The organism is Rhodococcus sp. Leaf225 (assembly GCF_001426145.1).
Taxonomy (GTDB): Bacteria; Actinomycetota; Actinomycetes; order Mycobacteriales; family Mycobacteriaceae; genus Rhodococcoides.
This window is the reverse complement of the sequence record NZ_LMRN01000009.1, coordinates 187,626-211,144: the sequence shown is the minus strand read 5'-3', so window position 1 is coordinate 211,144 and position 23,519 is coordinate 187,626. Positions and strand designations below refer to the sequence as shown.

Here is a 23,519-nt window from a genome sequence, read left to right as displayed (position 1 = left end):
CCGTGCGGTATCGAAGGACCGGCACGAGTACACGACATCGAACCGGAATTGGCGGTGACTCGCTAATCGGGCTTCGAGATGGATAAACTCTGGCGGAAGAACCGCGATGGTGGTCGGAACGACGAGTCGACGACGGCTCGATGAATCCATGTCCGGTTCGGTCGGGGAACTCATCATCGAAAGGAACCACAGCGTCATGGCGAAACAGGTCTTCGTGGAATTGGTCGACGATATCGACGGCGCACCCATCAAATCGGGTAAAGGGGAGACCATCGGTTTCTCGGTCGACGGTGTGGAGTACGAGATCGATCTCGGTGTGAAGAATGCCAAGGAGTTCCGCAAGCAACTCGATTACTGGGCCGAGCACGCCACGAAGGTGTCGTCACGTGGCAAGAAGGCAACGGCGAAGAAGGCGACCGGAACGGCGACGCAGGTCGGCTCGTCTCCGCGAGATCCTCTGCAGACCAGAGCCATTCGCGAGTGGGCGAATCAGAACGGGTACACGGTCTCGAGCCGCGGACGTATTCCGGCCGAGGTCGAAGAGGCGTACAACTCCGCCCAGTGACGTCAAGGCAGTAGCGATGTCATGACCGCAATGCGCGCCGGCGCTGCAGCATCCACCGTCCGGCCGACCCTGCCGACAGGACCCCGATTCCGACCACCACCGCCGCCGCGGGCAGTGTGACCGCCAGCAGGACGCAGCCGCAGAGCCCGAGCATCTGCAGTGCCCGCGGCCACCGGCGATCGGAACCGGTCTGCGTGAATGCCGCGGCATTGGCCACGGCGTAATAGACGAGAACTCCGAACGATGAGAATCCGATCGCGTTCCGCACGTCGAGCGTGAGAACCACGACCACCACCACGGCGGCCACGGTGATCTCCGCGGCGCGCGGAACCGAGCGGCGCTCGTCGACGTGCGCGAGGTATCGCGGCATGTCCCCTTCCCGCGCCATCGCCATCGTGGTGCGGCCGATCCCCGCGATCAGTCCCAGCAGGGCTCCGAGAGCCGCGGCCGATGCCCCGACGCGCACCACCGGGCCCGCCCAGTGTGCCCCGACCGCGTCCATCGCAGCGGCCACCGGAGCCGTCGAGCGCGCGAGTGCGTCCGCCCCGAGAACGTGCAGCAGCATCACTGCGACGGCCGCGTAGATCACGACCGCGCACGCGAGGGCGCCGACCACGGCGCGGGGGATGGTGCGCGCCGGGTCCCGCACCTCCTCTCCGAGTGTCGCGATGCGCGCGTACCCTGCGAAGGCGAAGAACAGGATCCCCGCGGACTGCAGAACGCCCACCGGACCCGAGGTCGCCGAGAACTCGGCGCCCGTCACGGTGGACGAGCCCGTCGCACCGACGATCAGTGCCGCGACGAGCACGACGAGCACCACCGCCACGAGCACGCGCGTGACCGACGCGGTGCGGGTGATGCCCAGGCAGTTGACCGCCGCCAGCGCCACCACCGCGATCACGGCGAGCGCCCGTGTGTGCTCGGGCCACGCGTACGCGCCGAACGTCAGGGCCATGGCGGCACAACTCGCGGTCTTGCCGACCACGAAACTCCAGCCCGCCAGGAAGCCCCACCGGTCACCGAGTCGCGCTCGCCCGTACGCGTAGGCGCCGCCGGACGTGGGGTGCACCGCGGCGAGCTGGGCAGTCGACGTCGCGTTGCAGAACGCCACGACGGCGGCGACGGCGAGCCCGACCAGCAGCCCGCCACCCGCGGCCGCCGCGGCCGGGCCGAAGGCGGAGAACACCCCGGCGCCGACCATCGACCCCACGCCAATGACGACGGCGTCGCGCGTGGTCAGTCGTCGTTGCAGCGGCATCGACGAAGCATAGGGACCCCCGGTGAACGCCGAACGGAAACACGCCACTTCGATGAATCACGATTAACCGAAATCGGGGAAACCGCAGACGGGCGGCCGTCCCATGGATTAGCGTCGCGGAGGTACCCGAGCCTCGAGGAGCGACTTTGTCACCGCAGACTTCCTACTCGTCCGGCCCGACCGACACGCCGCTGCTCGACGAGACGATCGGACGGAACTTCGATCGCACCGCCGCGCGGGTGGGCTCGTCGGACGCTCTCGTGGACGTCGCGTCCGGTCGCCGGTGGACGTACGACGAGTTGCGATCCGACGTCGACGATCTCGCCCGCGGCCTGCTCGCGCGCGGAATCCGTCGCGGGGATCGCGTGGGGATCTGGGCACCGAACTGCCCGGAGTGGACCATCGTCCAGTACGCCACCGCGAAGATCGGCGCGGTGCTGGTGACCATCAACCCTGCCTACCGTGCGCACGAGCTGCAGTACGTGCTCGACCAGTCCGGCGCCACCATGCTGGTGGCGGTCCGGGCGCACGGCACCTCGGACTACGCCTCGATGATCGACGCCGTGCGCGGCGAGTGCACCGATCTGGCCCACGTCGTGTACCTCCGCACCGACGACTGGAGCGACCTCGTCACCGACGGTGAGTCCGTCGATGTGGACGAACTCGACCGGCGCAGTGCCGAACTCGGTCCCGACGACGCCATCAACATCCAGTACACCTCCGGCACCACGGGATTCCCCAAGGGCGCGACGCTGAGCCACCGCAACATCCTGAACAACGGCTACTTCGTCGGCGAACTCTGCCATTACACCGAGGCGGACCGTGTCTGCATTCCCGTGCCGTTCTATCACTGCTTCGGGATGGTGATGGGAAACCTCGCCTGCACCTCGCACGGTTCGACCATGGTGATCCCGGGACCGTCGTTCGATCCGGCAGCGACACTGGCCGCGGTCTCCGCCGAGCGGTGCACCTCGCTCTACGGAGTTCCCACCATGTTCATCGCGGAACTGGCCGTTCCCGACCTGGCGGAGCACGATCTTCGGTCGCTGCGCACGGGCATCATGGCCGGATCACCCTGTCCCACCGAGGTGATGAAGCAGGTCATCGACGTCATGGGAATGGCGGAGGTCTCCATCTGTTACGGGATGACCGAGACGTCCCCGGTGTCACTGCAGACCCGCTCCGACGACACGATCGAGCAGCGCGTGTCCACGGTCGGACGAGTCGGACCGCATCTCGAGGTGAAGATCGTCGACCCCGTCACCGGGGAGACGGTTCCCCGCGGAGAGCCCGGTGAACTGTGCACACGGGGGTACTCCGTGATGCTCGGTTACTGGGACGACCCCGAGAAGACCGCCGAGGCACTCGATTCCGAGCGCTGGATGCACACGGGCGACATCGGCACCATGGACGACGACGGCTACGTCGCCATCACCGGGCGCATCAAGGACATGGTGATCCGCGGCGGCGAGAACATCTACCCCCGTGAGATCGAGGAGTTCCTGTACTCCCACCCCGACATCCTGGACGCACAGGTCATCGGTGTGCCCGACGACAAGTACGGCGAGGAACTGATGGCCTGCGTCCGTCTGCGTGAGGGCGCCGCGGCCATGACCGTCGACGATCTCCGGGCCTACTGCGACGGCCGCATCGCGCGATACAAGATCCCGCGCTACCTGCGCGTCATGGATGCCTTTCCCATGACCGTGACCGGCAAGATCCGCAAGATCGAACTACGCGAGGAAGCCACGCGCCTGCTGGATTGACGGAACGGCTGGGTCGATCGAACGGCTGGGGTGATCAGGCTGCGTGGAACAGCATGGTCTCGGCGGTGAGTCCGGGTCCGAACGCCATCGCGCATCCCGACCCGGTGTCACCCCGCTCGAGCATGTCCGCGAGCACGAACAGCACGGTGGCCGACGACATGTTGCCGTAGTTCTCGAGCACGCGGCGCGACGACGTCAGAGCGTCTGCGTCGAGGTGCAGCGCGCCCTCCACCGCGTCGAGGATCGAGCGACCACCGGGATGCACGGCCCACAGGTCGATCGACGACGTCTCCGCCCCCGAGAGCACCGTCTTCATCGTGGTCTCGTCCAACGCGCGTGACAACGAGCCCGGCACCTTGCCGGAGAGCACCATGTCGAACCCCATGCCGCCGATGCGCCAGGTGATGAGGTCGCGGGAGTCCTCGATCATGAGGGCCTGGAAGGAGTCCATGGCCAGACCGGTGGACTCGGCAGTGACCAGCACGGCCGCGGCGCCGTCGCCGAACACCAGGAACGACAGCATCGTCTCGAGATCGTCGGTCTGCTGCATGTGCAGCGAGCACAGTTCGACGCTGACCACGAGCACCTTCGCGGCGGGCTCGGAGCGCACGATGTGGTGGGCGAGCTTGAGACCGTTGATGCCGGCGAAGCAGCCCATGAAACCGACCTGGGTGCGCTCTGCCGTGGTGGGCACGCCGCACTGCTTCATGATCTCGAAATCGATTCCCGGAGTGTAGAACCCGGTACATGTCAGGACGATGAGATGGGTGATGTCCGCTGCCGCGTCGCCGAGGCCGAGCCCGTCCACGGCACGAACGGCGAGTCCGGGAGCGGTGCGCTCGAACTCCTGCATCCGCGCCTGCGTGTCGACGGCGTTGGGATCGTCGCCGTAGAAACTGGCGATGGACGGGAACGCGGACCACCGGTGCGAGATCTGCGCGCGATCCGCCATGCGGCGGAACAGCAATTGCTTCCGTCGCAGCGTGAACGTGCTGTCGGCGTAGGCGACGAAGTCGTCGTGGACGTCGTGCTCGGGAACGGCGGTCGAGATGGCATTGATGTATGCGGTCGTCACAGGTGCCTCTCGTGAAGGTGGGGGCTCGACGGGTCGAGTTCCCCCTGACCACCGCAGTCAACCACCGAGCGGGGCCGCGCGTCGGACAGAATGACCGTCATGAGAATCGAGGACCGTTCCTGGGTGGAGAACGCGCTGCGCATCGTCGAGGCCGACGCGAACCGCAGCGCGGACACTCATCTGCATCCCTTCCCACTGCCGGCCGAGTGGGGCATCGATCTCTACCTCAAGGACGAGTCGGTCCACCCCACCGGATCGCTCAAGCATCGGCTCGCACGGTCGCTCTTCCTCTTCGGCCTGGCCAACGGGGACATCGGGCCCCGCACCACGCTCGTCGAGGCGTCGTCCGGGTCGACCGCCGTGTCGGAGGCGTACTTCGCCCGGCTCATCGGCCTCGAGTTCGTCGCGGTCATGCCGGCCACCACCAGCCCGACGAAGATCGCGCTGATCGAGCGCTACGGCGGCATCTGTCGCCTCGTCGAGCACTCGGGTGCCGTGTACGACGTCGCGGAGGAACTGGGTGCGCAGAAGGACTGGCTGTATCTCGACCAGTTCACCAATGCGTCGGTGGTCACCGACTGGCGCGGCAACAACAGCATCGCCGCCTCCATCTTCGATCAGATGGCCCTCGAACGGTTCCCCGTCCCCACCTGGGTGGTGGTCGGCGCCGGCACCGGTGGCACCAGCGCGACCATCGGCCGGTACTGCCGCTACCGGCGCGTGCCCACCCGGGTGTGTGTCGTCGACCCCGAGGGATCCGCGTTCTTCGAGGCGTGGCGCGACGACACCCGTGACGCCGTCGGCACCGGATCGCGCATCGAGGGAATCGGTCGGCCCCGCGTCGAGCCGTCGTTCGTCCCCGCCGTCATCGAGCACATGGTGCAGATCCCCGACGCCGCCTCGGTGGCGGCCGTCCGCATGCTCGACCAGGTGACGGGCCTGCACGCCGGTGGATCGACCGGGACCAACCTCGTCGGCGCGTTCCGGTTGGCAGCGGACATGAAGGCTCGCGGAGAGCAGGGGAGCATCGTCACGCTGCTGTGCGACGGGGGAGAGCGCTACGAGGGCACCTACTACGACGACACCTGGGTGACGAGCCACGGCATGAACCTCGACGCACACCGCGCCAGCATCGACCACTTCCTCGCGACAGGCGTCTGGTCGGAGTCCGTGTGATGACCCTCTACTCGGAGCTGCCCGCCCGCCGGACCCGCCAGGTGGTCGCCGACGTGGTGGTCGCGGTGTGGACCGTGGTCTGGATCCGGGTGGGCCTGGCGCTGCACGACGCGGTGATGGCGTTGGCGGCGCCCGGACGCGAGATCGCCGACGCCGGAAGCGGACTGGAGAACAACCTCCGGTCCGCGGGCGAACGGGTGTCCTCCGTCCCACTCATCGGTGACGACGTCCGCACACCGTTCGACCGGGCCGGGGACGCCGGCGCCGCACTGCGCGGCGCAGGTGAGGCGCAGGTCGCGGCGGTCGAGGCGCTGGCGTCGTTCCTCGGTGTCACCGTCGCCCTGCTCCCCATCGTCGCGCTCCTGTGGCTCCTGTGGCTCCCGCGGCGGATCCGCTTCGCCCGGCAGGCCACCGCCGCGGCGGCGCTGCTCCGGTCCGGCGCCGACCTCGACCTCTTCGCGCTGCGTGCTCTCGCACGGCGACCGCTGACGGAACTGACGCACATCCATCCCGATCCTGCCGGCGCCTGGCGCGCGGGCGACCCCGACGTGGTCCGCTCGCTCGCGGCGCTCGAACTGGCGGCGGTGGGGATGCGCGCACCCGGTCCCGACCTTTCGAGGTCCGACGGCGCCACGGCCGTTTACGCTGAGTCCATGGCCGAGAAGACGACGACGAACGACTCCACCGACGAGCCCAAGGGCGGCCGACCCGGACCCGCCGATCAGGGCGGCGCCGGCGGTATGGCGACGCGAGAGAACGCACCCGACGTCGCGGAGTCGGAAGCATCGAACGACGCCGACTAGGACTGCGCGCATGTCGACACGCCGACTCGTCGTCGCAGTGGCGGCTGCCGCCGCCGCGAGCACTCTGTCCGCCGCTCCCGCGGCCGCCGCGCCGGCACCCGGTGCGTATGTCGCGCTAGGAGATTCGTTCTCCGCCGGCAGCGGAATCGCACCGCAGACACCGTCCGGGATCTGCGGCCGGTCCGCGGTGAACTACCCCACGCTCGTCGCTCGCGAACTCGGCATCGACACGGTGCGCGACGTGACGTGCGGCGCCGCGGAGAGCGAGAACCTCGCGGGACCGCAGACCGGGCTCGGCGGCGGAGTCGCCGCACCGCAGTTCGACGCGCTCGGTCCGGACACCACGCTCGTCACCCTGGGAATCGGCGGCAACGACATCCAGTTGGTTCAGCTCGCGGCGGGCTGTATCAGCGTGCTCCCGGCTCCTCTGACGCCATCGTGCTCCGATCGTCCGGACACCTACCGCGACCGTATCGACGCGTTCGCCGCGACGTACGACACGATCCTCGACGAGATCGCCCGCCGGGCGCCGGCCGCGCAGGTGGTGATGGTCGGGTATCCCACCGGCATCCGGCCCGGCGGCTGCCTCGACTCGCAGCCCGTGCGGCCCGCGGACGCGACCTACCTACAGGCCCGCATCGATCAGCTCAACTCGGTGATGAGTCGCGCCGCCGTCGCGCACGACGCCACGTTCGTCGACCTCGCGCCGACCACCCGTGACCACGACGTGTGCGCCGCCGACAGCTGGATGGTCGGCGCGGTGCCGACGTCTCCGGACGCGGTGGTGCCGCTGCACCCCACGGCGGCGAGTCACCAGAACACCGCGCGCGAGATCGTGGCCGCACTGCGCTGACGCACGGTGCACGACCGACTGCCTCGCTCGACCGCCGCCGTTGGTCATCGTGCTCACTCGGTCGACCGTCTCTTGCGCACTGTGCGGCGTGGTGATTGTGTGATCTGACACACAGCGTTCACGAGTGCACTCACGAGGAGCATCCGCCATGTCCACGGTCAAGACATTCCTGCTGCCGGACCTCGGCGAGGGGCTCGCCGACGCCGAGCTGCTCACCTGGTCGGTCGACGTCGGCGACACCATCACGCTCAACCAGACCATCGCCGAGGTCGAGACCGCGAAGGCGTCCGTCGAACTGCCGTCTCCCTATGCCGGCGTGGTCGTGGCGCGGCACGCCGAGGAGGGCACCACCATCGACGTGGGCGCACCGTTCCTCGACATCGAGGTGGCGGGTCCGTCGACGACCGGTCCGGCCTCGCCCGACACCGCCGACGAGGCGGCAGCCGACGCGCGTCCCGAGCCGTCGGTCGAGAAGACGGAGTCCGAGACGGTCGGGGCCGCGCCGACGCGGACGCCCGTCCTCGTCGGCTACGGCGTCGCGGAGGAGACATCGAGTCGTCGGCCCCTGGCCGCGCCGCCGGTACGCAAGGAAGCGCGTGAGCGCGGTATCGACCTCGCGACCGTGGCCCCGACGGGACCGCACGGCAACGTGACCCGCGACGACCTGGCCGTCTCCTCCGCGCCGCACGCGGACGAGGAGCGCACGCCGATCAAGGGCGTCCGCAAGCACACCGCCGAGGCCATGGTGCGCAGCGCGTTCACCGCGCCGCACGTCACCGAGTTCGTCACCGTCGACGTCACACCGATGATGGAGTTGCTCGACGAGCTGAAGGCGAGCCCACTGCTGGCCGGTGTCCGCGTGACGCCGCTCGCTCTCGTCGCGAAGGCCCTGCTCATCGCCGTCCGGGAGCACCCGAGCCTCAACTCGTCGTGGGACGAGGCGGCGAACGAGATCGTCACCAAGAAGTACGTGAACCTCGGTATCGCCGCGGCGACACCGCGCGGGCTGATGGTTCCCAACATCAAGAACGCGCAGACCCTCGGATTCCGCGACCTGTGCTCGTCACTGTCCGCGCTGACCGCCGTCGCCAAGGAGGGGAAGACCGGTCCGGCGGAGCTCGCCGACGGGACCATCACGATCACCAACATCGGCGTGTTCGGTATCGATTCGGGCACCCCGATCCTCACGCCCGGCGAGGCCGCCATCCTGTGCTTCGGGGCCGTCCGGCGTCAGCCGTGGGAGTACCGCGGGGAGATCGCGCTGCGACACGTCACGACCCTCAGTCTGTCGTTCGACCACCGGCTCGTCGACGGCGAACAGGGCTCCAAGTTCCTGTCCACCGTCGCGACCCTGCTCTCGGATCCGGTGGGGTTCGCGGCCCTGGGATAGTGGTGCGGTGACCAGCATCCATCACGCCACCGTTCGAGACGTCGATCCCGTTGCGCTGTACCGCGTCCTGCAGTTGCGCACCGAGGTGTTCATTCACGAGCAGGGCATCGTCGGCGAGCAGGAGATCGACGGGCGCGATCTCGAACCCACGACCACCTTGTTCTGGTCGGAGGAGCCGAACGGCGACGTGCTCGCGACACTGCGGGTGTTGCAGGACGAGGTGCCGGCCCACATCGGCCGCGTCGCCACGGCGTCGGCGGCACGCGGACGCGGGCTGGCCGCCGACCTGGTGCGGGCGGCGATCGAGTTCGCGGGCACCGACGTCGCGATCTCCGCCCAGGCCTACCTTGAGGAGTGGTACGTGCGCCTCGGCTTCGTGCGCACCGGGCCGAACTATCTGGAGGCAGGAATAGACCACCTGCCGATGCTGCTGACCCGTACCTGACACCAGGAGGACACATGCAGATCGATCTGAGCGGCCGGACAGCCCTCGTCACGGGTTCCACGCAGGGCATCGGCTACGCCATCGCCGTCGGCCTCGCCCGAGCGGGAGCGACCGTGCTGATCAACGGCCGGTCCGACGCGTCCGTCGGTGCGGCACTCGACCGTCTCACCGCGGAGGTACCCGACGCGACGGTCGTCGCGGCCCCGGCGGACGTCAGCACGGAGGACGGCACACGCGCCCTGGTGCAGGCACACCCCGATGTCGACGTCCTGGTGAACAATCTCGGAATCTTCGGCGCCACACCGGCTCTGGAGATCGACGACGACGAGTGGCGCCGCTATTTCGAGGTCAACGTCCTCGCCGCCGTGCGTCTGATCCGCGCCTACCTTCCGGGTATGAAGGACCGGGGCTGGGGACGGGTCCTGTCGATCGCCAGCGACTCGGCCGTCGTGATTCCGGCCGAGATGATCCACTACGGCATGTCCAAGACCGCGCTGCTCGCGGTGTCGCGCGGCTTCGCGAAGGAGGCGGCCGGCTCGGGCGTGACCGTCAACTCCGTCATCGCCGGACCGACACACACGGGAGGTGTCGAGACCTTCGTCCGCGATCTGGTGGGCGACGAGTTGCCGTGGGACGAGGCGCAGCACGAGTTCATGGTGAAGTACCGCCCGCAGAGCCTGATCCAGCGACTCATCGAGCCCGAGGAGATCGCCAACATGGTGGTCTACCTCAGTTCACCTCTCGCGTCGGCCACCACGGGCGGCGCACTGCGCGTCGACGGCGGCTACGTGGACTCGATCCTGCCCTGACCGTCGGGCCACTCCGCGAGGTCCGCGGCGATGCGTGCAGTGCTCTCGAGGAACTCCCGCAGCAGGGCATCGCCGTCCTCGGCCTCACGCACCGCCGAGTAGGGGAGCACGAACTCGCCGAGATCGCGATCGAAGTACGCCTGCGCCGGCTCGACGACCGCGGTGTCGAAGCCGTCGGGTTGCGGGTAGGCGTACGAGTAGAAGATGCCCTCCGACGCCCCGCCGGGCCAGTACCCGGCGCTCGACACCTCCTCGTTGTAGGCCTCGTGCATCACCCAGTCGGGGCAGTTGGGCACCCCGCCCGGATGCTGCGCCGCGGGGCGACCCGAGAACCGGGTCACCGCCAGGTCGAAGGCCCCCCAGAAGAAGTGGGACGGACTGGACTTCCCGCGGAACCCGCCGCGGAACGCGGAGAACACCCGATGAGCCGACACCAGCGAGCGCCAGTATCGCGTCATCGCTTCGGCGTCGTAGCTGGCATGCACGGTGTCCTCGGCGAACGGAATCGACGGGTCGACCTCGACGGGGGAGCCCATGATCGAGACGTGGACCCCGAGCGCCTCGAGGTGGGCGAAGAACTCGTCGTGGAAGTCCGCGACCGTGCGCGGCCGCAACTCCATCTCGCGTGCGTCGCCCCACGTGGTCTCGATGGTCAGCCGGTGTCGGAGGAAGTCGAAGCGGATCTCGACTCCGCCGCCGCGGTACGGCATGAGCGAGGTGGTGAGTCCGGACGCATCGACGTAGGACGTCACGCCCCACCAGTGGTTGAGCGGTGGCGCCAGAGCCATGCGCACCTTGCCGACGATCTGCGTCCACATGTGCACGGTGTCGCGGGTGTCCTGCCACGAGTCCACGACGAGTTCCGGCCAGGCATCGTTCGTATCGGTCACTGCATCCCTTTCACGGAGATATCGGCGCACACGTAGGACGATGGTCCCATGACGACACTCGCCCCTCTCGGTCTTCACCACGTCACCGCCATCGCGTCGGACCCCGGCCGGAACGTGGAGTTCTACACGCGCGTGCTCGGCCTGCGGTTGGTGAAGCAGACCGTCAACTTCGACGACCCCGGCACCTACCACCTGTATTACGGGGACTTCCGCGGTAGCCCGTCGTCGCTCATCACCTTCTTCCCGTGGAAGGACGTCGAGCGCGGACGACAGGGAACCGGACTCGCGACCTCGACAGCGTTCAGCGTTCCGGGCTCGTCGCTGTCCTTCTGGCACGACCGGCTCCGGGAGCTGAACGTGCGCGTCGAGGCGCCGGTGACCCGCGGCGACGACGAGGTCCTGCGCCTGTACGACCACGACGGCATGGTCCTCGACCTGATCGCCTCCGACGGGGACACCCGCTCCGGCTGGGACGGCGTGGCATCGGTGCCCACCGAACACGCGGTGCGCGGACTGCACTCGGTCACCCTCACCGAGACGACACTCGACGCGACAGCCGAGCTGCTCACCGACCGGATGAGCATGACCGTCGCCGCGGACGGTGCCGCGAGCGCGCGGTTCGCCATGGCCGCGGGCGGCGCGGGCGCGCTGGTCGACGTCGTCACCGACCGCAGCGACCGTGGTCTGCAGGCAGGCGGCACCGTTCACCACGTCGCCTTCCGTGCGCCCGACCACGAGACGCTCACCGCCTGGCGCACCGAGCTGGTCGACAGCGGAGCGCACGTCACCGAGATCCTGGACCGGCAGTACTTCCAGTCGATCTACTTCCGGGAGCCGGGCGGCGTGCTGTTCGAGATCGCGACCGAGGCGCCGGGATTCGACGTCGACGAGCCACTGCTCGAACTCGGGCGCTCGTTGAAGCTGCCGCCGTGGCTCGAGCCGACGCGGGAGCAGATCGAGCAGAATCTCCCGGCACTCCCGGTGGGTGACGCGTCGTGACGTGGACACAGGTGACCGACGGCGAGACGCTGACGGCGATGTTCGGCACGCCGAGCTTCCGCGCCGCCCACAAGGATCGCCCCCGGCTGCATCCGCTCGACCGCGACTTCCTCGCGGCCTCGCCGTTCTGCCTGGTGGCCACCGCCGACGAGACCGGACGGTGCGACGTCTCGCCGAAGGGAGACCCGCCCGGCTCGCTGGTGCACGTCCTCGACGACGCCACCATCGCGCTGGCGGAACGGCCCGGCAACAAGCGGATGGACGGGTACCGCAACGTGCTGAGCAACCCGTTCGTGGGTCTCGACTTCCTGGTTCCCGGACGCGGGGACACGCTGCGCATCAACGGCCGCGCGCGGTTGATCTCCGACGCGCCGTTCTTCGACGACCTCGTGGTCAAGGGACACCGCCCGATCCTCGCGCTCGTCGTCGACATCGAGCAGGTCTTCCATCACTGCGCCAAGGCGTTCCTGCGGTCACGGCTGTGGGAGCCGGACACCTGGAATCCGTCGGTGCTGCCGACGGTCGCAGAGATCTCCAAGACGCTGATCCCCGACTCGCCGGAATCGCTCGAGGAACTGCGGGCGTACTACGGGCCGGCATACGAGGAGTCGCTGTACCGGTCGTAGATGCGCTCCGCGCCTGTGCGTCTTTTGCGCATCCAGGCATACGCAAAAGGCGCACGGGCGCGAAGCGCACTGGGTAACGTCCCACCCGTGGCGGACGCAACGTTGTCGGTGCTGATCTACAGCAGCCACGCGTCCACGCGGGCGCTCGTCCACCAGGCGCTGGGCCGTCGCCCGCACCCCGACCTGCCCGAGATCGAGTATCTCGACGTGGCGACGGCGCCCGTCGTGATCGAGCACCTGGATCGCGGCGGTGTCGATCTCGTGATCCTCGACGGTGAGAGCGCTCCCGTCGGCGGGATGGGCCTCGCGAAGCAACTGCGCGACGAGATCGACCCGTGTCCACCACTTCTCGTGCTCACCGGCCGCCCCGACGACGCGTGGTTGGCCACCTGGTCGCGTGCCGACGCGTCGGTGTCGCACCCGATCGACCCACTCGAACTCGGCCGCGCCGTGGTGGGACTGCTCCGCGACCCTGCCTGAGGCCCCGCCGGATCTCCGATCTCTGACGCCGGGGGATCACCGATTCGCGACGATTGTGAGCCCGAGTCACCAAACCGGACCCATCGCGACGAAAAAGTCCTACTGTGTGGCACAGATCACCTCGAGGCGTAGGGCGGTTCCGGTCGGAACCCACGACACGGGCAGGAGTTCGAGTGGCATGAACGCATATGTGCCGGTCCTCGTTCTCGGCGCGATCGCGGTCGCCTTCGCGCTGTTCTCGGTCCTCGTGGCATCGGAAGTGGGACCGAAGCGATACAACCGCGCCAAGCTCGACGCGTACGAATGTGGCGTCGAGCCCACCCCGCAGCACATCGGCGGCGGTCGCTTTCCGGTCAAGTTCTACCTCACCGCAATGCTTTTCATCATCTTCGACATCGAGATCGTGTTCCTGTACCCGTGGGCTGTGCACTTCGAGGCACTGGGTGTGTTCGGTCTCGCCGCGATGGCCCTGTTCATCGTCAACGTTTCCGTCGCCTACGCATACGAGTGGCGTCGTGGAGGTCTCAGCTGGGACTGATCCACTCGCCGTGGAAGAAGTGATCGCATGGGATTGGAAGAGAAGCTGCCGAGCGGCTTCCTGCTGACCACTGTCGAAGGCCTCGCCGGCTTCGCCCGCAAGGGGTCTCTGTGGCCCGCGACCTTCGGACTGGCGTGCTGTGCGATCGAGATGATGTCGACGACGTCCGGCCGGTTCGATCTCGCCCGGTTCGGTATGGAGGCCTTCCGCGCCTCCCCCCGCCAGGCCGATCTCATGATCGTCGCGGGACGGGTGAGCCAGAAGATGGCACCGGTGCTCCGGCAGGTGTACGACCAGATGGCCGAGCCGAAATGGGTTCTGGCGATGGGTGTCTGCGCGTCCTCGGGAGGAATGTTCAACAACTACGCCATCGTGCAGGGCGTCGACCACGTGGTACCGGTCGACATCTATCTGCCCGGTTGTCCGCCGCGGCCCGAGATGCTGATCAACGCCATCCTGCAGTTGCACGCGTCGATCCAGGCGATGCCGCTGGGCGTCGACCGCGAGAGGGCCATCGCCGAGACCGAGAAGGCCGCGCTGAGTTCTCCGTCCGTCATCGACGCGAAGACGCTGCTGCGATGAGAGCGCGGGGCATGTTCGGAGTGCGCGGTTCGGGCGACACGTCGGGTTACGGCCGACTGGCGCCGCCGAAACCCCGACACGACAACGCGAGTCGACCGTTCGGTGGGGACCACGACGTCGTGGCGGACGCACTGGAGTCGGCGCTCGCGGCTCGGGACGAACGTTGGGACGACGCCGTCGAGCGTGCCGTGCTCCACCGCGGTGAGCTGACTCTGCACATCGCGCGTACGCACCTGCCCGCTGTCGCGTCCGCGCTACGCGACGATCAGGCACTCCGCTTCGAACTGTGTCTCGGCGTCAGTGGCGTCCACCAGCCCGGCGAGACCGGACGCGAGCTGCACGCCGTCTACCATCTGCAGTCCATCACGCACGGTCGTCGGTTGCGTCTCGAAGTGTCAGTGCCGGAGTCCGACCCGCACATTCCGTCGCTGTGCGGCATCTACCCCACCACCGACTGGCACGAGCGCGAGACGTACGACTTCTTCGGCATCGAGTTCGACGGGCACCCGTCCCTGACACGCATCGAGATGCCCGACGACTGGGTGGGGCACCCGCAACGCAAGGACTACCCGCTGGGCGGCATCCCGGTGGAGTTCAAGGGCGCGCGGATCGCGCCCCCCGATCAGCGCAGGTCGTACAACTGATGACACTCGAGAAGGATCACACCACGCCGACCGTCTACACCGCGTCGGGCCAGGACTGGGACGAGATCGTCGACCTGGCCGGCACCGCCGGTGAGGAGCGCATCGTCGTCAACATGGGACCGCAGCACCCCTCCACGCACGGGGTCCTCCGCCTCATCCTCGAGATCGAGGGGGAGACCGTCACCGAGGCGCGGTGCGGAATCGGCTACCTGCACACCGGTATCGAGAAGAACCTCGAGTACCGGAACTGGACGCAGGGCGTCACCTACGTGACGCGGATGGACTACCTGTCGCCCTTCTTCAACGAGACGGCGTACTGCCTCGGCGTGGAGAAGCTGCTCGGCATCACCGACGACGTGCCGGAACGCGCGACCGTGATCCGGGTGTTGCTGATGGAACTCAACCGCATCTCCTCGCACCTGGTCGCTCTGGCCACCGGCGGCATGGAGCTCGGCGCGGTCACCGCCATGCTCTTCGGATTCCGGGAACGTGAACTGATCCTCGACATCTTCGAGACGATCACGGGCCTGCGGATGAATCACGCGTTCGTCCGGCCGGGCGGGCTGGCGATGGACCTGCCCGACGACGCCGTGCCGAAGATCCGGGACCTGCTGCACCTGTTGCCGATCCGCCTGCGCGACATGAGCGCGATGCTGGACGACAACCCCATCTGGAAGGGTCGGACCCGCGGCATCGGGTACCTCGATCTCACCGGGTGCATGGCACTCGGGATCACCGGTCCGGTGCTGCGTGCCACGGGCTTGCCCCACGATCTCCGTCGCGCGGAGCCCTACTGCGGCTACGAGACCTACGAGTTCGACGTGATCACCGAACAGGAGAGTGACTGCTACGCGCGGTATCTCATCCGTGTCGACGAGATGAGCGAGTCGCTGAAGATCGTCGAACAGTGCCTCGACCGACTGGCGCCGGGGCCCGTGATGGTGTCGGACAAGAAGATCGCGTGGCCTGCGGACCTGGTCTCGGGCCCCGACGGACTGGGCAACTCCCGCGAGCACGTGCAGAAGATCATGGACGGATCGATGGAATCGCTGATCCACCATTTCAAGCTCGTCACCGAGGGCATCCGCGTGCCCGAGGGACAGGTCTACGTCGCGGTGGAGTCACCCCGCGGCGAGCTGGGTGTGCACATGGTCTCCGACGGTGGATCCCGGCCCTACCGTGTGCACTTCCGGGACCCGTCGTTCACCAATCTGCAGGCCGTCGCGGCGATGTGCGAGGGCGGCATGGTGTCCGACGTGATCGCGTCCGTGGCGAGCATCGATCCCGTGATGGGTGGGGTGGACCGATGAGCGCACGGGAACCGGTGGCGATACCCTTCGGACCCCGTCCGGAGGAACGCGTCCAACTCGTGCGACCAGGCGCCCGGCGGACCTACCCCGAGGACGTGCTGGCTCGCCTCGAGGCGGACGCCGCCACCATCGTGGCCCGCTACCCGCGCGCCCGGTCCGCGATCATCCCGATCCTTCATCTGCTCCAGGCCGAGGACGGGTACCTCACCCCCGCCGCGATCGACTTCTGTTCGCACACACTCGACCTCACGGGTGCCGAGGTCGCGGCGGTGGCGACGTTCTACTCGATGTACCGCCGCGAGCCGACAGGCGACTACCTCGTCGGCGTGTGCACCAACACTCTCTGCGCCGTGATGGGCGGGGACGCCATTCACGAGGCCCTCGTCGACCACCTCGACGGCGTCACGGACGGCACCGTGACGCTCGAACACATCGAGTGCAACGCCGCCTGCGACTACGCACCGGTGGTGATGGTGAACTGGGAGTTCTTCGACAACCAGACTCCCGAGTCGGCGCGCACGCTGGTCGACGAACTCCGCGCCGGGCGCCCGGTCACCCCGACGCGCGGTGCGACCCTGTGCACCTTCCGCGAGACCTCGCGCATCCTGGCGGGCTTCCCTGACACCCGGCCCGGCGCGCTCGACGCACCGACCGCAGGCGAGGCGACGCTGGCAGGCCTGCGTGTCGCGCGGGAGAAGGACATGCGCGCCCCCGATCACGCGGAACCCGACGCGGCGGCGGCAGCCGAGCCACCGACGGACTCCACCCCGGACAAGCCCGCGCCCGCCCCGTCGGCCGATGTGCCCCGCCCGGACGGCACTGCAGCGAAGGAGGCCCGGCCGTGACACTCACCCCGGTTCTGAGCCGCTACTGGGACGAGCCCGAGTCCTGGACTCTGGACACCTACCGCCGCCACGGCGGGTACGACGGTCTCGCCGCAGCCCTGGCGATGACACCCGACGAGGTGATCGGCACGGTCAAGGACTCCGGCCTGCGTGGTCGCGGCGGCGCCGGCTTCCCCACCGGCACGAAGTGGAGCTTCATCCCCCAGGACGGCCCGACACCCGCGAACCAGACCGTGCCGCACTACCTGGTGGTGAACGCCGACGAGTCGGAGCCGGGCACGTGCAAGGACATGCCGCTGCTGATGGCCACACCCCACGCGCTGGTCGAGGGCATCGTGATCGCGGCGTACGCCATCCGCTCGTCGCACGCGTTCGTCTACCTCCGCGGTGAGGTGGTGCCGGTGCTGCGGCGGCTGCAGGCCGCGGTCGCCGAGGCCTACGCCGCGGGGTATCTGGGCACGGACATCCAGGGCTCCGGGTTCGATCTGGACCTCGTCGTCCATGCGGGGGCGGGCGCCTACATCTGCGGCGAGGAGACCGCACTGCTCGACTCCCTCGAGGGGCGCCGCGGCCAGCCCCGGCTGCGGCCACCGTTCCCCGCCGTGGCGGGCCTCTACGCGAGCCCCACCGTCGTCAACAACGTCGAGTCCATCGCGAGTGTGCCGACGGTCCTGGCGAGCGGGACGCAATGGTTCCGCTCGATGGGCAGTGAGAAGTCACCCGGCTTCACGCTGTACTCGCTCTCCGGCCACGTCACCCGCCCCGGACAGTACGAGGCGCCGCTCGGCATCACGTTGCGCGAGTTGCTCGAGCACGCGGGCGGTGTCCGCGCCGGGCACACGCTGAAGTTCTGGACACCCGGCGGATCCTCCACCCCGATCTTCACGGCCGAGCACCTCGACGTCCCGCTCGACTACGAGGGCGTGAGTGCCGCGGGATCGATGCTCGGCACGAAAGCACTCCAGATCTTCGACGAGACGACGTGCGTGGTCCGCGCGGTCCGTCGCTGGAGCGAGTTCTACGCGCACGAATCGTGCGGGAAGTGCACCCCGTGCCGCGAGGGCACCTACTGGCTGGTGCAGATACTCGCGCGCCTCGAGAACGGCACCGGATCGGAGGGTGACCTGCAGAAGCTGCTCGACGTCGCCGACAGCATCCTGGGAAAGTCGTTCTGCGCGTTGGGAGACGGGGCGGCCAGCCCCATCGTCTCGTCGATCGCCCACTTCCGGGACGAGTACGTGGCGCACGTGGAGCAGGGTGGATGCCCCTTCGATCCGCACCTCTCCACCCTGATGGCAGGACAACTGACATGACCGCGGTGCAGAACGACGGCGCGCGCGCCGAGACGACGGTGGGCATCACCCTCGACGGCGTCCCGATGTCGGTCCCGAAAGGCACCCTGGTCATCCGGGCGGCCGAGATGCTCGGTGTGCAGATCCCGCGGTTCTGCGACCACCCGCTGCTCGACCCGGTCGGCGCGTGCCGGCAGTGCCTGGTCGACGTCGAGGGCCAACGCAAGCCCTTGGCGTCGTGCACCACCACGGTGTCCGACGGCATGGTGATCCGGACGCAGCACAGCTCGGAGATCGCCGAGAAGGCGCAGCGCGGAGTGATGGAACTGCTCCTGATCAACCATCCGCTCGACTGCCCGGTGTGCGACAAGGGTGGCGAGTGCCCGCTGCAGAACCAGGCCATGTCCACCGGCCGCACCGAGTCGCGCTTCACGGAGACCAAACGCACGTATCCCAAGCCGATCCCCCTGTCGACCGAGGTCCTGCTCGACCGGGAGCGGTGCGTCCTCTGCGCCCGGTGCACGCGCTTCTCCGAGCAGATCGCCGGTGACCCGTTCATCGATCTGCTCGAACGCGGTGCGCTGCAACAGGTCGGCATCTACGGCGCCGAGCCGTTCGAGTCGTACTTCTCCGGCAACACCGTGCAGATCTGCCCGGTGGGTGCACTCACCAACACCGCCTACCGATTCCGCGCGCGGCCCTTCGACCTAGTGTCGACTCCCAGCGTCTGCGAGCACTGCTCCAGTGGGTGCGCCCAGCGCACGGACCATCGCCGCGGAAAGGTGTTGCGTCGGTTGGCCGGCGACGATCCCGAGGTCAACGAGGAATGGAGCTGCGACAAGGGCCGCTGGGCGTTCGCGTACGGCACGCTGCCCGATCGCCTCGACACCCCGCTGGTCCGACGCGGAACCACCCTCGAGCCCGCGTCGTGGTCGGAGGCCCTGGCGGTGGCCGCCCGCGGTCTGGCGGAGGCTCGCGGACACGCCGGCGTGCTCACCGGTGGCCGTCTCACCGTCGAGGACGCGTACGCCTACAGCAAGTTCGCGCGGATCGCGCTGGATACGAACGACATCGACTTCCGGGCCCGCCCGACGTCCGAGGAGGAGACCGACTTCCTGTCCGCTCGGGTGGCCGGCCGCGGGATCGACGTCACGTACGCCGCACTCGAGGCCGCACCGATCGTCGTCCTCGTGTCCTTCGAACCGGAGGAGGAGAGCCCCATCGTCTTCCTCCGCCTGCGGAAGGCAGTGCGCGGGGGACACACTCGCGTACTGACACTGGCGCCCTTCGCGTCGCCCGGCAGCACGAAGCTGAGAGCCGACGTGCGTCTCACGGCGCCGGGGACGGAGGCCGCGGGGCTGGCGGACCCGGACGTGCTCGAGCAGCTGCGCGTGCCGGGCGCGGTGATCCTCGTCGGCGAGCGGGCGGCGTCGAGCCCCGGCACCCTCGCCGCGGTCGCGCGCACCGCCGACACCACCGGCGCCCGCGTCGCGTGGATCCCCCGCCGTGCCGGTGACCGCGGCGCTCTCGACTCGGGTGCGTTCCCCACCCTCCTGCACGGAGGTCGCCGGGTGGACGACTCCGCGGCTCGGCACGCGGTGGCCGCGGCGTGGGGTGTCGACGATCTGCCGGCGACACCGGGCCGGGACACGGTCGGCATCCTCGGCGCCGACCTCCGCGCGCTCGTCGTGGCAGGTGTCGAGCTCGACGACCTCACCGATCCCGACGCGGCCCGCGCCGCGCTCGACCGAGCCCCCTTCGTCGTCGCACTGGACCTGCGCAGCAGTGAGGTGACCGACCGGGCCGACGTCGTGTTCCCGGTCGCCGCCGTCGCGCAGAAAGCCGGATCGTTCACCACCTGGGAAGGCCGCCGGCGCACGTTCGGAGCAGCACTCCCGACGCCGTCCATGATGGCCGACCTGCGGGTCCTCGACGCGATCGCCACCGAGATGGGTCACCGCCTCGGACTGCCGGACGCCGACGCGGCACGCCGCGAACTCGACGCGGCCGGGTCGGCACCCGGATCCCCCGACGTTCCGGACCGCGGCAGCGCGGCACCGACCGCCCTCGGCGCAGGAACCGCCGTACTGGCCGGCTGGCGGATGCTGCTCGACGCCGGGCGGATGCAGGACGGGGAGACCGATCTCGCCGGCACGGCGCGGACCCCCGTCGCCCGGCTGTCGCCCGCGACCGCGGCCGACACCGGGGTGTCCGACGGTGAGCCACTGACCGTCTCCACCGACTCGGGGTCGATCACGCTGCCGCTCCGCGTCACCGCCATGCCGGACCACGTGGTGTGGCTGCCGTGGAACTCGGCACCGTCCCGAGTGAGTGCGACCCTCCACGTCGCACCCGGTGCCGCCGTGCGTCTCTCGGCAGGAGCACCGTCATGACCGACCTCTCCGTCTTCGGGATCGACCCACTGTGGCTGGTCGTCGCCAAGTCGCTCGCCGTCTTCGGCTTCCTCGTGCTGACACCGCTCATCGCGATCTACGCCGAGCGCAAGGTCATGGCCTGGATGCAGATGCGCATCGGCCCCAACAGGGTCGGGCCGTGGGGCATCCTGCAGAGCCTCGCCGACGGTGTGAAGCTCGCCCTGAAGGAGGGGATCGTCCCGAGGGGCGTGGACCGTCCGATCTACCTGCTGGCACCGATCATCTCGGTCGTCCCCGCCTTCATGGCCTTCGCCGTGATCCCGTTCGGCCCCACCGTGTCGGTGTTCGGGCACATCACCCCGCTCCAGCTGACCGACATGCCCGTCGCGGTGCTCTACATCCTGGCCGTGACCTCGATCGGTGTGTACGGCATCGTCCTGGCCGGGTGGTCGTCCGGTTCCACGTATCCGCTTCTGGGAGCACTGCGCTCGACCGCGCAGGTGATCTCGTACGAGGTGGCCATGGGCCTGAGCTTCGCGGCCGTGTTCCTCTACGCGGGCACCATGTCGACGTCCGGCATCGTCGCCTCGCAGGAGCGCCTGTGGTTCGTCGTGATGCTGCTGCCGTCGTTCCTCGTCTACATCACCTCGATGGTGGGCGAGACCAACCGTGCGCCGTTCGATCTCCCCGAGGCGGAGGGCGAACTGGTCGGCGGATTCCACACCGAGTACTCCTCGCTCCGGTTCGCCATGTTCATGCTCGCGGAGTACGTGAACATGGTCACCGTCTCGGCGCTCGCGACCACGCTTTTTCTCGGCGGCTGGCGCGCCCCCTTCCCGATCAGCCTGTGGGACGGCGCCAATCAGGGCTGGTGGCCCGTTCTCTGGTTCACGATCAAGGTGTGGGGCTTCCTGTTCGTCTTCGTCTGGCTCCGCAGCACCCTGCCACGCCTGCGCTACGACCAGTTCATGAACTTCGGGTGGAAGGTGCTCATTCCCGCTGCGCTGCTGTGGATCATGGTCATCGCGGCCGTGCGCGTCCTCCTCCTCGACTCCCCGCACGTCCGGCCGGTCACCGTGGTGGTGTCACTGGTCTACACCGCCGCCCTGATCGCCGTGCTCGCCCGGACGCTACGGCGTGGGCGCCTGGAACGGACCCACTCCGGTGCGACGGCGGACCAGCAGGGGGTCGATGCCGCGGCGGGCGGGTTCCCCGTGCCTCCGATGCCGGACCGCTCACCCGGTCCGGCACGCCCTCGACCCATCACCAAGGAGACGACCGATGCCTGAATTCCTGGGACCTGTCGCGGGTTTCGGCGTCACCTTCGCCACCATGTTCAAGAAGCCGGAGACCGAGTCGTATCCGGAGGAGAAGGTACCGACGGCGACGCGGTACCACGGCCGTCACCAGCTGAATCGCTACGCGGACGGCCTGGAGAAGTGCATCGGCTGCGAACTGTGCGCGTGGGCGTGCCCCGCCGACGCCATCTACGTCGAGGGCGCCGACAACACGGAGACCGAGCGGTACTCGCCCGGCGAACGGTACGGGCGCGTCTACCAGATCAACTACCTGCGGTGCATCGGGTGCGGTCTGTGCATCGAGGCGTGCCCCACCCGCGCCCTGACCATGACCAACGAGTACGAGATGGCCGACGACAACCGCGCCGATCTGATCTACGAGAAGACCGATCTGTTGGCCTCGCTCGCCGAGGGGATGGACGCGCCCCCGCACGCCATGGCCGACGGCGCCACCGACGAGGACTACTACCGCGGGGCCGTCATCGCCCGGCGGGAGGCGGACCGATGATCGTCTCGACCTCCGAGGCCATCGCCTTCTGGATCCTCGCCCCGCTCGCTCTCATCGGCGCGCTGGGCGTCGTGGCGTCGGCGAAAGCCGTGTACTCGGCTCTGTTCCTGGCATCGACGATGGTGGTGCTCGCGATCTTCTACATCGTCCAGGGTGCCGTCTTCCTCGGTGTCGTCCAGATCGTGGTCTACACCGGCGCCGTAATGATGCTCTTCCTCTTCGTACTCATGCTCGTGGGGGTGGACTCGTCGGACTCGCTCGTCGAATCGCTACGGGGGCACCGCATCGCGGCCATCGTCGTGGGTCTCGGATTCGGTGTCCTGCTGATCGGGGGGCTCGGCAATGCCGCGCTGAGCGACTTCCGCGGCTTCACCGCGCAGTCGCCGGCGAACGTCGAGGGGCTCGCCGAGCTGGTGTTCGTGCGCTACGTGTGGGCCTTCGAGCTCACCGGAGCGCTGCTCATCACTGCCACGATCGGTGCCATGGTGCTGACCCACCGGGACGCCGTCGGCCGGACCAGAACCCAGAAGGAGCTGTCGCAGGACAGGTTCCGCTTCGGAGACCGCGTGACACCGCTGCCGAGTCCGGGTGTCTACGCACGCCACAACGGTGTGGACCGGCCCGCTCGTCTCCCCGACGGCAGCGACGCCGAGTCGTCGGTCAGTCGGCAGTTCCGCGACGGGCCGAGCCGATGAACCCGGAGTACTACCTGTACCTGTCCGCGGCCCTGTTCACCATCGGCGCCGCCGGTGTCCTCCTGCGCCGCAACGCCATCGTCGTCTTCATGTGCATCGAGCTGATGCTCAACGCCGCGAACCTGGCCTTCGTGACGTTCTCGCGGATGCACGGCGGACTGGACGGACAGGTCTTCGCGTTCTTCACGATGGTTGTCGCCGCCGCCGAGGTGGTGGTGGGTCTGGCCGTCATCATGGCGATCTTCCGCTCTCGTCGATCCGTCTCGGTCGACGACGACAGTCTGTTGAAGTACTGAC

At 68.6% G+C, this 23,519-nt stretch carries 25 protein-coding genes; 22 read left to right on the top strand and 3 right to left on the bottom strand.

From position 1 onward, the window contains the following. Positions 1–196: 196 nt before the first annotated feature. On the top strand, positions 197–565 hold the full coding sequence (locus tag ASG69_RS05350; RefSeq protein ID WP_027506050.1) for a histone-like nucleoid-structuring protein Lsr2: 369 nt from the start codon (positions 197–199) through the stop codon (positions 563–565). Positions 566–584: 19 nt separating this feature from the next. On the opposite strand, the gene ASG69_RS05345 is transcribed toward ASG69_RS05350, so the two are convergent. Continuing rightward, positions 585–1,823 carry an APC family permease gene (locus ASG69_RS05345; RefSeq protein WP_056442162.1) on the bottom strand — a complete coding sequence of 413 codons (1,239 nt, stop codon included), beginning with the start codon at positions 1,821–1,823 and terminating at the stop codon, positions 585–587. 146 nt (positions 1,824–1,969) lie between these two features. On the opposite strand from ASG69_RS05345, the gene ASG69_RS05340 reads away from it, so the two are divergent. After that, the gene (locus ASG69_RS05340; protein ID WP_056441004.1) at positions 1,970–3,589 is read left to right on the top strand and encodes an AMP-binding protein; all 1,620 of its coding nucleotides are present in this window, start codon (positions 1,970–1,972) and stop codon (positions 3,587–3,589) included. Between the two features lie 34 nt (positions 3,590–3,623). Here the strand turns inward: ASG69_RS05340 and ASG69_RS05335 are convergent, their stop codons facing one another. Then, positions 3,624–4,664 (bottom strand): type III polyketide synthase, encoded by a 1,041-nt coding sequence (locus ASG69_RS05335; protein WP_056441001.1) that lies wholly within the window; start codon positions 4,662–4,664, stop codon positions 3,624–3,626. Positions 4,665–4,754: 90 nt separating this feature from the next. Here ASG69_RS05335 and ASG69_RS05330 point away from each other — a divergent pair, with 90 nt between their 5' ends. From ASG69_RS05330 to ASG69_RS05305, 6 genes are all read left to right on the top strand, one after another. Next, positions 4,755–5,840, top strand: coding sequence for a PLP-dependent cysteine synthase family protein (locus ASG69_RS05330; RefSeq protein WP_200933788.1), 1,086 nt, complete (start codon positions 4,755–4,757; stop codon positions 5,838–5,840). Continuing rightward, on the top strand, positions 5,840–6,643 hold the full coding sequence (locus ASG69_RS05325; RefSeq protein ID WP_200933801.1) for a hypothetical protein: 804 nt from the start codon (positions 5,840–5,842) through the stop codon (positions 6,641–6,643). Before ASG69_RS05330 ends, ASG69_RS05325 begins: the two co-directional genes overlap by 1 nt. Before the next feature lie 10 nt (positions 6,644–6,653). After that, positions 6,654–7,496, top strand: a complete 843-nt coding sequence (locus ASG69_RS05320) for an SGNH/GDSL hydrolase family protein (RefSeq protein ID WP_082544272.1) — start codon at positions 6,654–6,656, stop codon at positions 7,494–7,496. A gap of 148 nt (positions 7,497–7,644) precedes the next feature. Beyond that, positions 7,645–8,886 (top strand): dihydrolipoamide acetyltransferase family protein, encoded by a 1,242-nt coding sequence (locus ASG69_RS05315; RefSeq protein ID WP_056440998.1) that lies wholly within the window; start codon positions 7,645–7,647, stop codon positions 8,884–8,886. 7 nt (positions 8,887–8,893) lie between these two features. Then, positions 8,894–9,331 carry a GNAT family N-acetyltransferase gene (locus ASG69_RS05310; RefSeq protein ID WP_027506044.1) on the top strand — a complete coding sequence of 146 codons (438 nt, stop codon included), beginning with the start codon at positions 8,894–8,896 and terminating at the stop codon, positions 9,329–9,331. A 14-nt stretch (positions 9,332–9,345) separates the two neighbouring features. Continuing rightward, on the top strand, positions 9,346–10,140 hold the full coding sequence (locus ASG69_RS05305; protein ID WP_027506043.1) for an SDR family NAD(P)-dependent oxidoreductase: 795 nt from the start codon (positions 9,346–9,348) through the stop codon (positions 10,138–10,140). Here the strand turns inward: ASG69_RS05305 and ASG69_RS05300 are convergent. Then, complete coding sequence (locus ASG69_RS05300) at positions 10,116–11,030, bottom strand: DUF5996 family protein (RefSeq protein ID WP_027506042.1); 915 nt, start codon at positions 11,028–11,030, stop codon at positions 10,116–10,118. The two genes, ASG69_RS05305 and ASG69_RS05300, sit on opposite strands and share 25 nt — an antisense overlap. Before the next feature lie 48 nt (positions 11,031–11,078). Here ASG69_RS05300 and ASG69_RS05295 point away from each other — a divergent pair, with 48 nt between their 5' ends. The 14 genes from ASG69_RS05295 to nuoK all read left to right on the top strand — a co-directional run bounded on the left by ASG69_RS05295 (position 11,079) and on the right by nuoK (position 23,518). After that, positions 11,079–12,029, top strand: coding sequence for a ring-cleaving dioxygenase (locus ASG69_RS05295; protein ID WP_056440995.1), 951 nt, complete (start codon positions 11,079–11,081; stop codon positions 12,027–12,029). Next, on the top strand, positions 12,026–12,655 hold the full coding sequence (locus tag ASG69_RS05290; protein ID WP_027506040.1) for an MSMEG_1061 family FMN-dependent PPOX-type flavoprotein: 630 nt from the start codon (positions 12,026–12,028) through the stop codon (positions 12,653–12,655). The genes ASG69_RS05295 and ASG69_RS05290 overlap by 4 nt, the downstream gene beginning before the upstream one ends. Before the next feature lie 87 nt (positions 12,656–12,742). Beyond that, positions 12,743–13,135, top strand: coding sequence for an Rv3143 family two-component system response regulator (locus ASG69_RS05285; protein ID WP_056440992.1), 393 nt, complete (start codon positions 12,743–12,745; stop codon positions 13,133–13,135). A gap of 178 nt (positions 13,136–13,313) precedes the next feature. Next, positions 13,314–13,673: an NADH-quinone oxidoreductase subunit A gene (locus tag ASG69_RS05280; RefSeq protein ID WP_027506038.1), complete on the top strand. Its 360-nt coding sequence runs from the start codon at positions 13,314–13,316 to the stop codon at positions 13,671–13,673. 27 nt (positions 13,674–13,700) lie between these two features. Next, on the top strand, positions 13,701–14,255 hold the full coding sequence (locus ASG69_RS05275) for a NuoB/complex I 20 kDa subunit family protein (RefSeq protein ID WP_027506037.1): 555 nt from the start codon (positions 13,701–13,703) through the stop codon (positions 14,253–14,255). Further along, complete coding sequence (locus tag ASG69_RS05270) at positions 14,252–14,899, top strand: NADH-quinone oxidoreductase subunit C (RefSeq protein WP_056440988.1); 648 nt, start codon at positions 14,252–14,254, stop codon at positions 14,897–14,899. Before ASG69_RS05275 ends, ASG69_RS05270 begins: the two co-directional genes overlap by 4 nt. Next, positions 14,899–16,209 carry an NADH dehydrogenase (quinone) subunit D gene (gene nuoD / locus ASG69_RS05265; protein WP_056440985.1) on the top strand — a complete coding sequence of 437 codons (1,311 nt, stop codon included), beginning with the start codon at positions 14,899–14,901 and terminating at the stop codon, positions 16,207–16,209. The genes ASG69_RS05270 and nuoD overlap by 1 nt, the downstream gene beginning before the upstream one ends. Next, positions 16,206–17,054, top strand: coding sequence for an NADH-quinone oxidoreductase subunit NuoE (gene nuoE, locus ASG69_RS05260; RefSeq protein WP_082544271.1), 849 nt, complete (start codon positions 16,206–16,208; stop codon positions 17,052–17,054). Before nuoD ends, nuoE begins: the two co-directional genes overlap by 4 nt. Continuing rightward, positions 17,051–18,367 carry an NADH-quinone oxidoreductase subunit NuoF gene (nuoF, locus tag ASG69_RS05255; RefSeq protein ID WP_056440982.1) on the top strand — a complete coding sequence of 439 codons (1,317 nt, stop codon included), beginning with the start codon at positions 17,051–17,053 and terminating at the stop codon, positions 18,365–18,367. Before nuoE ends, nuoF begins: the two co-directional genes overlap by 4 nt. Beyond that, positions 18,364–20,739 (top strand): NADH-quinone oxidoreductase subunit G, encoded by a 2,376-nt coding sequence (locus ASG69_RS05250; protein ID WP_056440979.1) that lies wholly within the window; start codon positions 18,364–18,366, stop codon positions 20,737–20,739. The genes nuoF and ASG69_RS05250 overlap by 4 nt, the downstream gene beginning before the upstream one ends. Then, positions 20,736–22,010 (top strand): NADH-quinone oxidoreductase subunit NuoH, encoded by a 1,275-nt coding sequence (gene nuoH, locus ASG69_RS05245; protein ID WP_056440976.1) that lies wholly within the window; start codon positions 20,736–20,738, stop codon positions 22,008–22,010. The genes ASG69_RS05250 and nuoH overlap by 4 nt, the downstream gene beginning before the upstream one ends. Further along, positions 22,003–22,527: an NADH-quinone oxidoreductase subunit NuoI gene (gene nuoI, locus ASG69_RS05240; RefSeq protein WP_027506032.1), complete on the top strand. Its 525-nt coding sequence runs from the start codon at positions 22,003–22,005 to the stop codon at positions 22,525–22,527. Before nuoH ends, nuoI begins: the two co-directional genes overlap by 8 nt. Next, complete coding sequence (locus tag ASG69_RS05235; RefSeq protein ID WP_051613412.1) at positions 22,524–23,222, top strand: NADH-quinone oxidoreductase subunit J; 699 nt, start codon at positions 22,524–22,526, stop codon at positions 23,220–23,222. Before nuoI ends, ASG69_RS05235 begins: the two co-directional genes overlap by 4 nt. Continuing rightward, complete coding sequence (nuoK, locus tag ASG69_RS05230; protein ID WP_056440973.1) at positions 23,219–23,518, top strand: NADH-quinone oxidoreductase subunit NuoK; 300 nt, start codon at positions 23,219–23,221, stop codon at positions 23,516–23,518. The genes ASG69_RS05235 and nuoK overlap by 4 nt, the downstream gene beginning before the upstream one ends. Position 23,519: the final 1 nt, after the last annotated feature.

What these genes read in the sequence shown, in the direction of transcription:
- ASG69_RS05350 (WP_027506050.1), top strand. Translation starts at nt 197, where the DNA reads ATGGCGAAACAGGTCTTCGTGGAATTGGTCGACGATATCGACGGCGCA.
- ASG69_RS05345 (WP_056442162.1), bottom strand. Translation starts at nt 1,823, where the DNA reads ATGCCGCTGCAACGACGACTGACCACGCGCGACGCCGTCGTCATTGGC.
- ASG69_RS05330 (WP_200933788.1), top strand. Translation starts at nt 4,755, where the DNA reads ATGACCGTCATGAGAATCGAGGACCGTTCCTGGGTGGAGAACGCGCTG.
- ASG69_RS05325 (WP_200933801.1), top strand. Translation starts at nt 5,840, where the DNA reads ATGACCCTCTACTCGGAGCTGCCCGCCCGCCGGACCCGCCAGGTGGTC.
- ASG69_RS05320 (WP_082544272.1), top strand. Translation starts at nt 6,654, where the DNA reads ATGTCGACACGCCGACTCGTCGTCGCAGTGGCGGCTGCCGCCGCCGCG.
- ASG69_RS05315 (WP_056440998.1), top strand. Translation starts at nt 7,645, where the DNA reads ATGTCCACGGTCAAGACATTCCTGCTGCCGGACCTCGGCGAGGGGCTC.
- ASG69_RS05305 (WP_027506043.1), top strand. Translation starts at nt 9,346, where the DNA reads ATGCAGATCGATCTGAGCGGCCGGACAGCCCTCGTCACGGGTTCCACG.
- ASG69_RS05295 (WP_056440995.1), top strand. Translation starts at nt 11,079, where the DNA reads ATGACGACACTCGCCCCTCTCGGTCTTCACCACGTCACCGCCATCGCG.
- ASG69_RS05280 (WP_027506038.1), top strand. Translation starts at nt 13,314, where the DNA reads ATGAACGCATATGTGCCGGTCCTCGTTCTCGGCGCGATCGCGGTCGCC.
- ASG69_RS05275 (WP_027506037.1), top strand. Translation starts at nt 13,701, where the DNA reads ATGGGATTGGAAGAGAAGCTGCCGAGCGGCTTCCTGCTGACCACTGTC.
- ASG69_RS05270 (WP_056440988.1), top strand. Translation starts at nt 14,252, where the DNA reads ATGAGAGCGCGGGGCATGTTCGGAGTGCGCGGTTCGGGCGACACGTCG.
- nuoD (WP_056440985.1), top strand. Translation starts at nt 14,899, where the DNA reads ATGACACTCGAGAAGGATCACACCACGCCGACCGTCTACACCGCGTCG.
- nuoE (WP_082544271.1), top strand. Translation starts at nt 16,206, where the DNA reads ATGAGCGCACGGGAACCGGTGGCGATACCCTTCGGACCCCGTCCGGAG.
- ASG69_RS05250 (WP_056440979.1), top strand. Translation starts at nt 18,364, where the DNA reads ATGACCGCGGTGCAGAACGACGGCGCGCGCGCCGAGACGACGGTGGGC.
- nuoH (WP_056440976.1), top strand. Translation starts at nt 20,736, where the DNA reads ATGACCGACCTCTCCGTCTTCGGGATCGACCCACTGTGGCTGGTCGTC.
- nuoI (WP_027506032.1), top strand. Translation starts at nt 22,003, where the DNA reads ATGCCTGAATTCCTGGGACCTGTCGCGGGTTTCGGCGTCACCTTCGCC.
- ASG69_RS05235 (WP_051613412.1), top strand. Translation starts at nt 22,524, where the DNA reads ATGATCGTCTCGACCTCCGAGGCCATCGCCTTCTGGATCCTCGCCCCG.
- nuoK (WP_056440973.1), top strand. Translation starts at nt 23,219, where the DNA reads ATGAACCCGGAGTACTACCTGTACCTGTCCGCGGCCCTGTTCACCATC.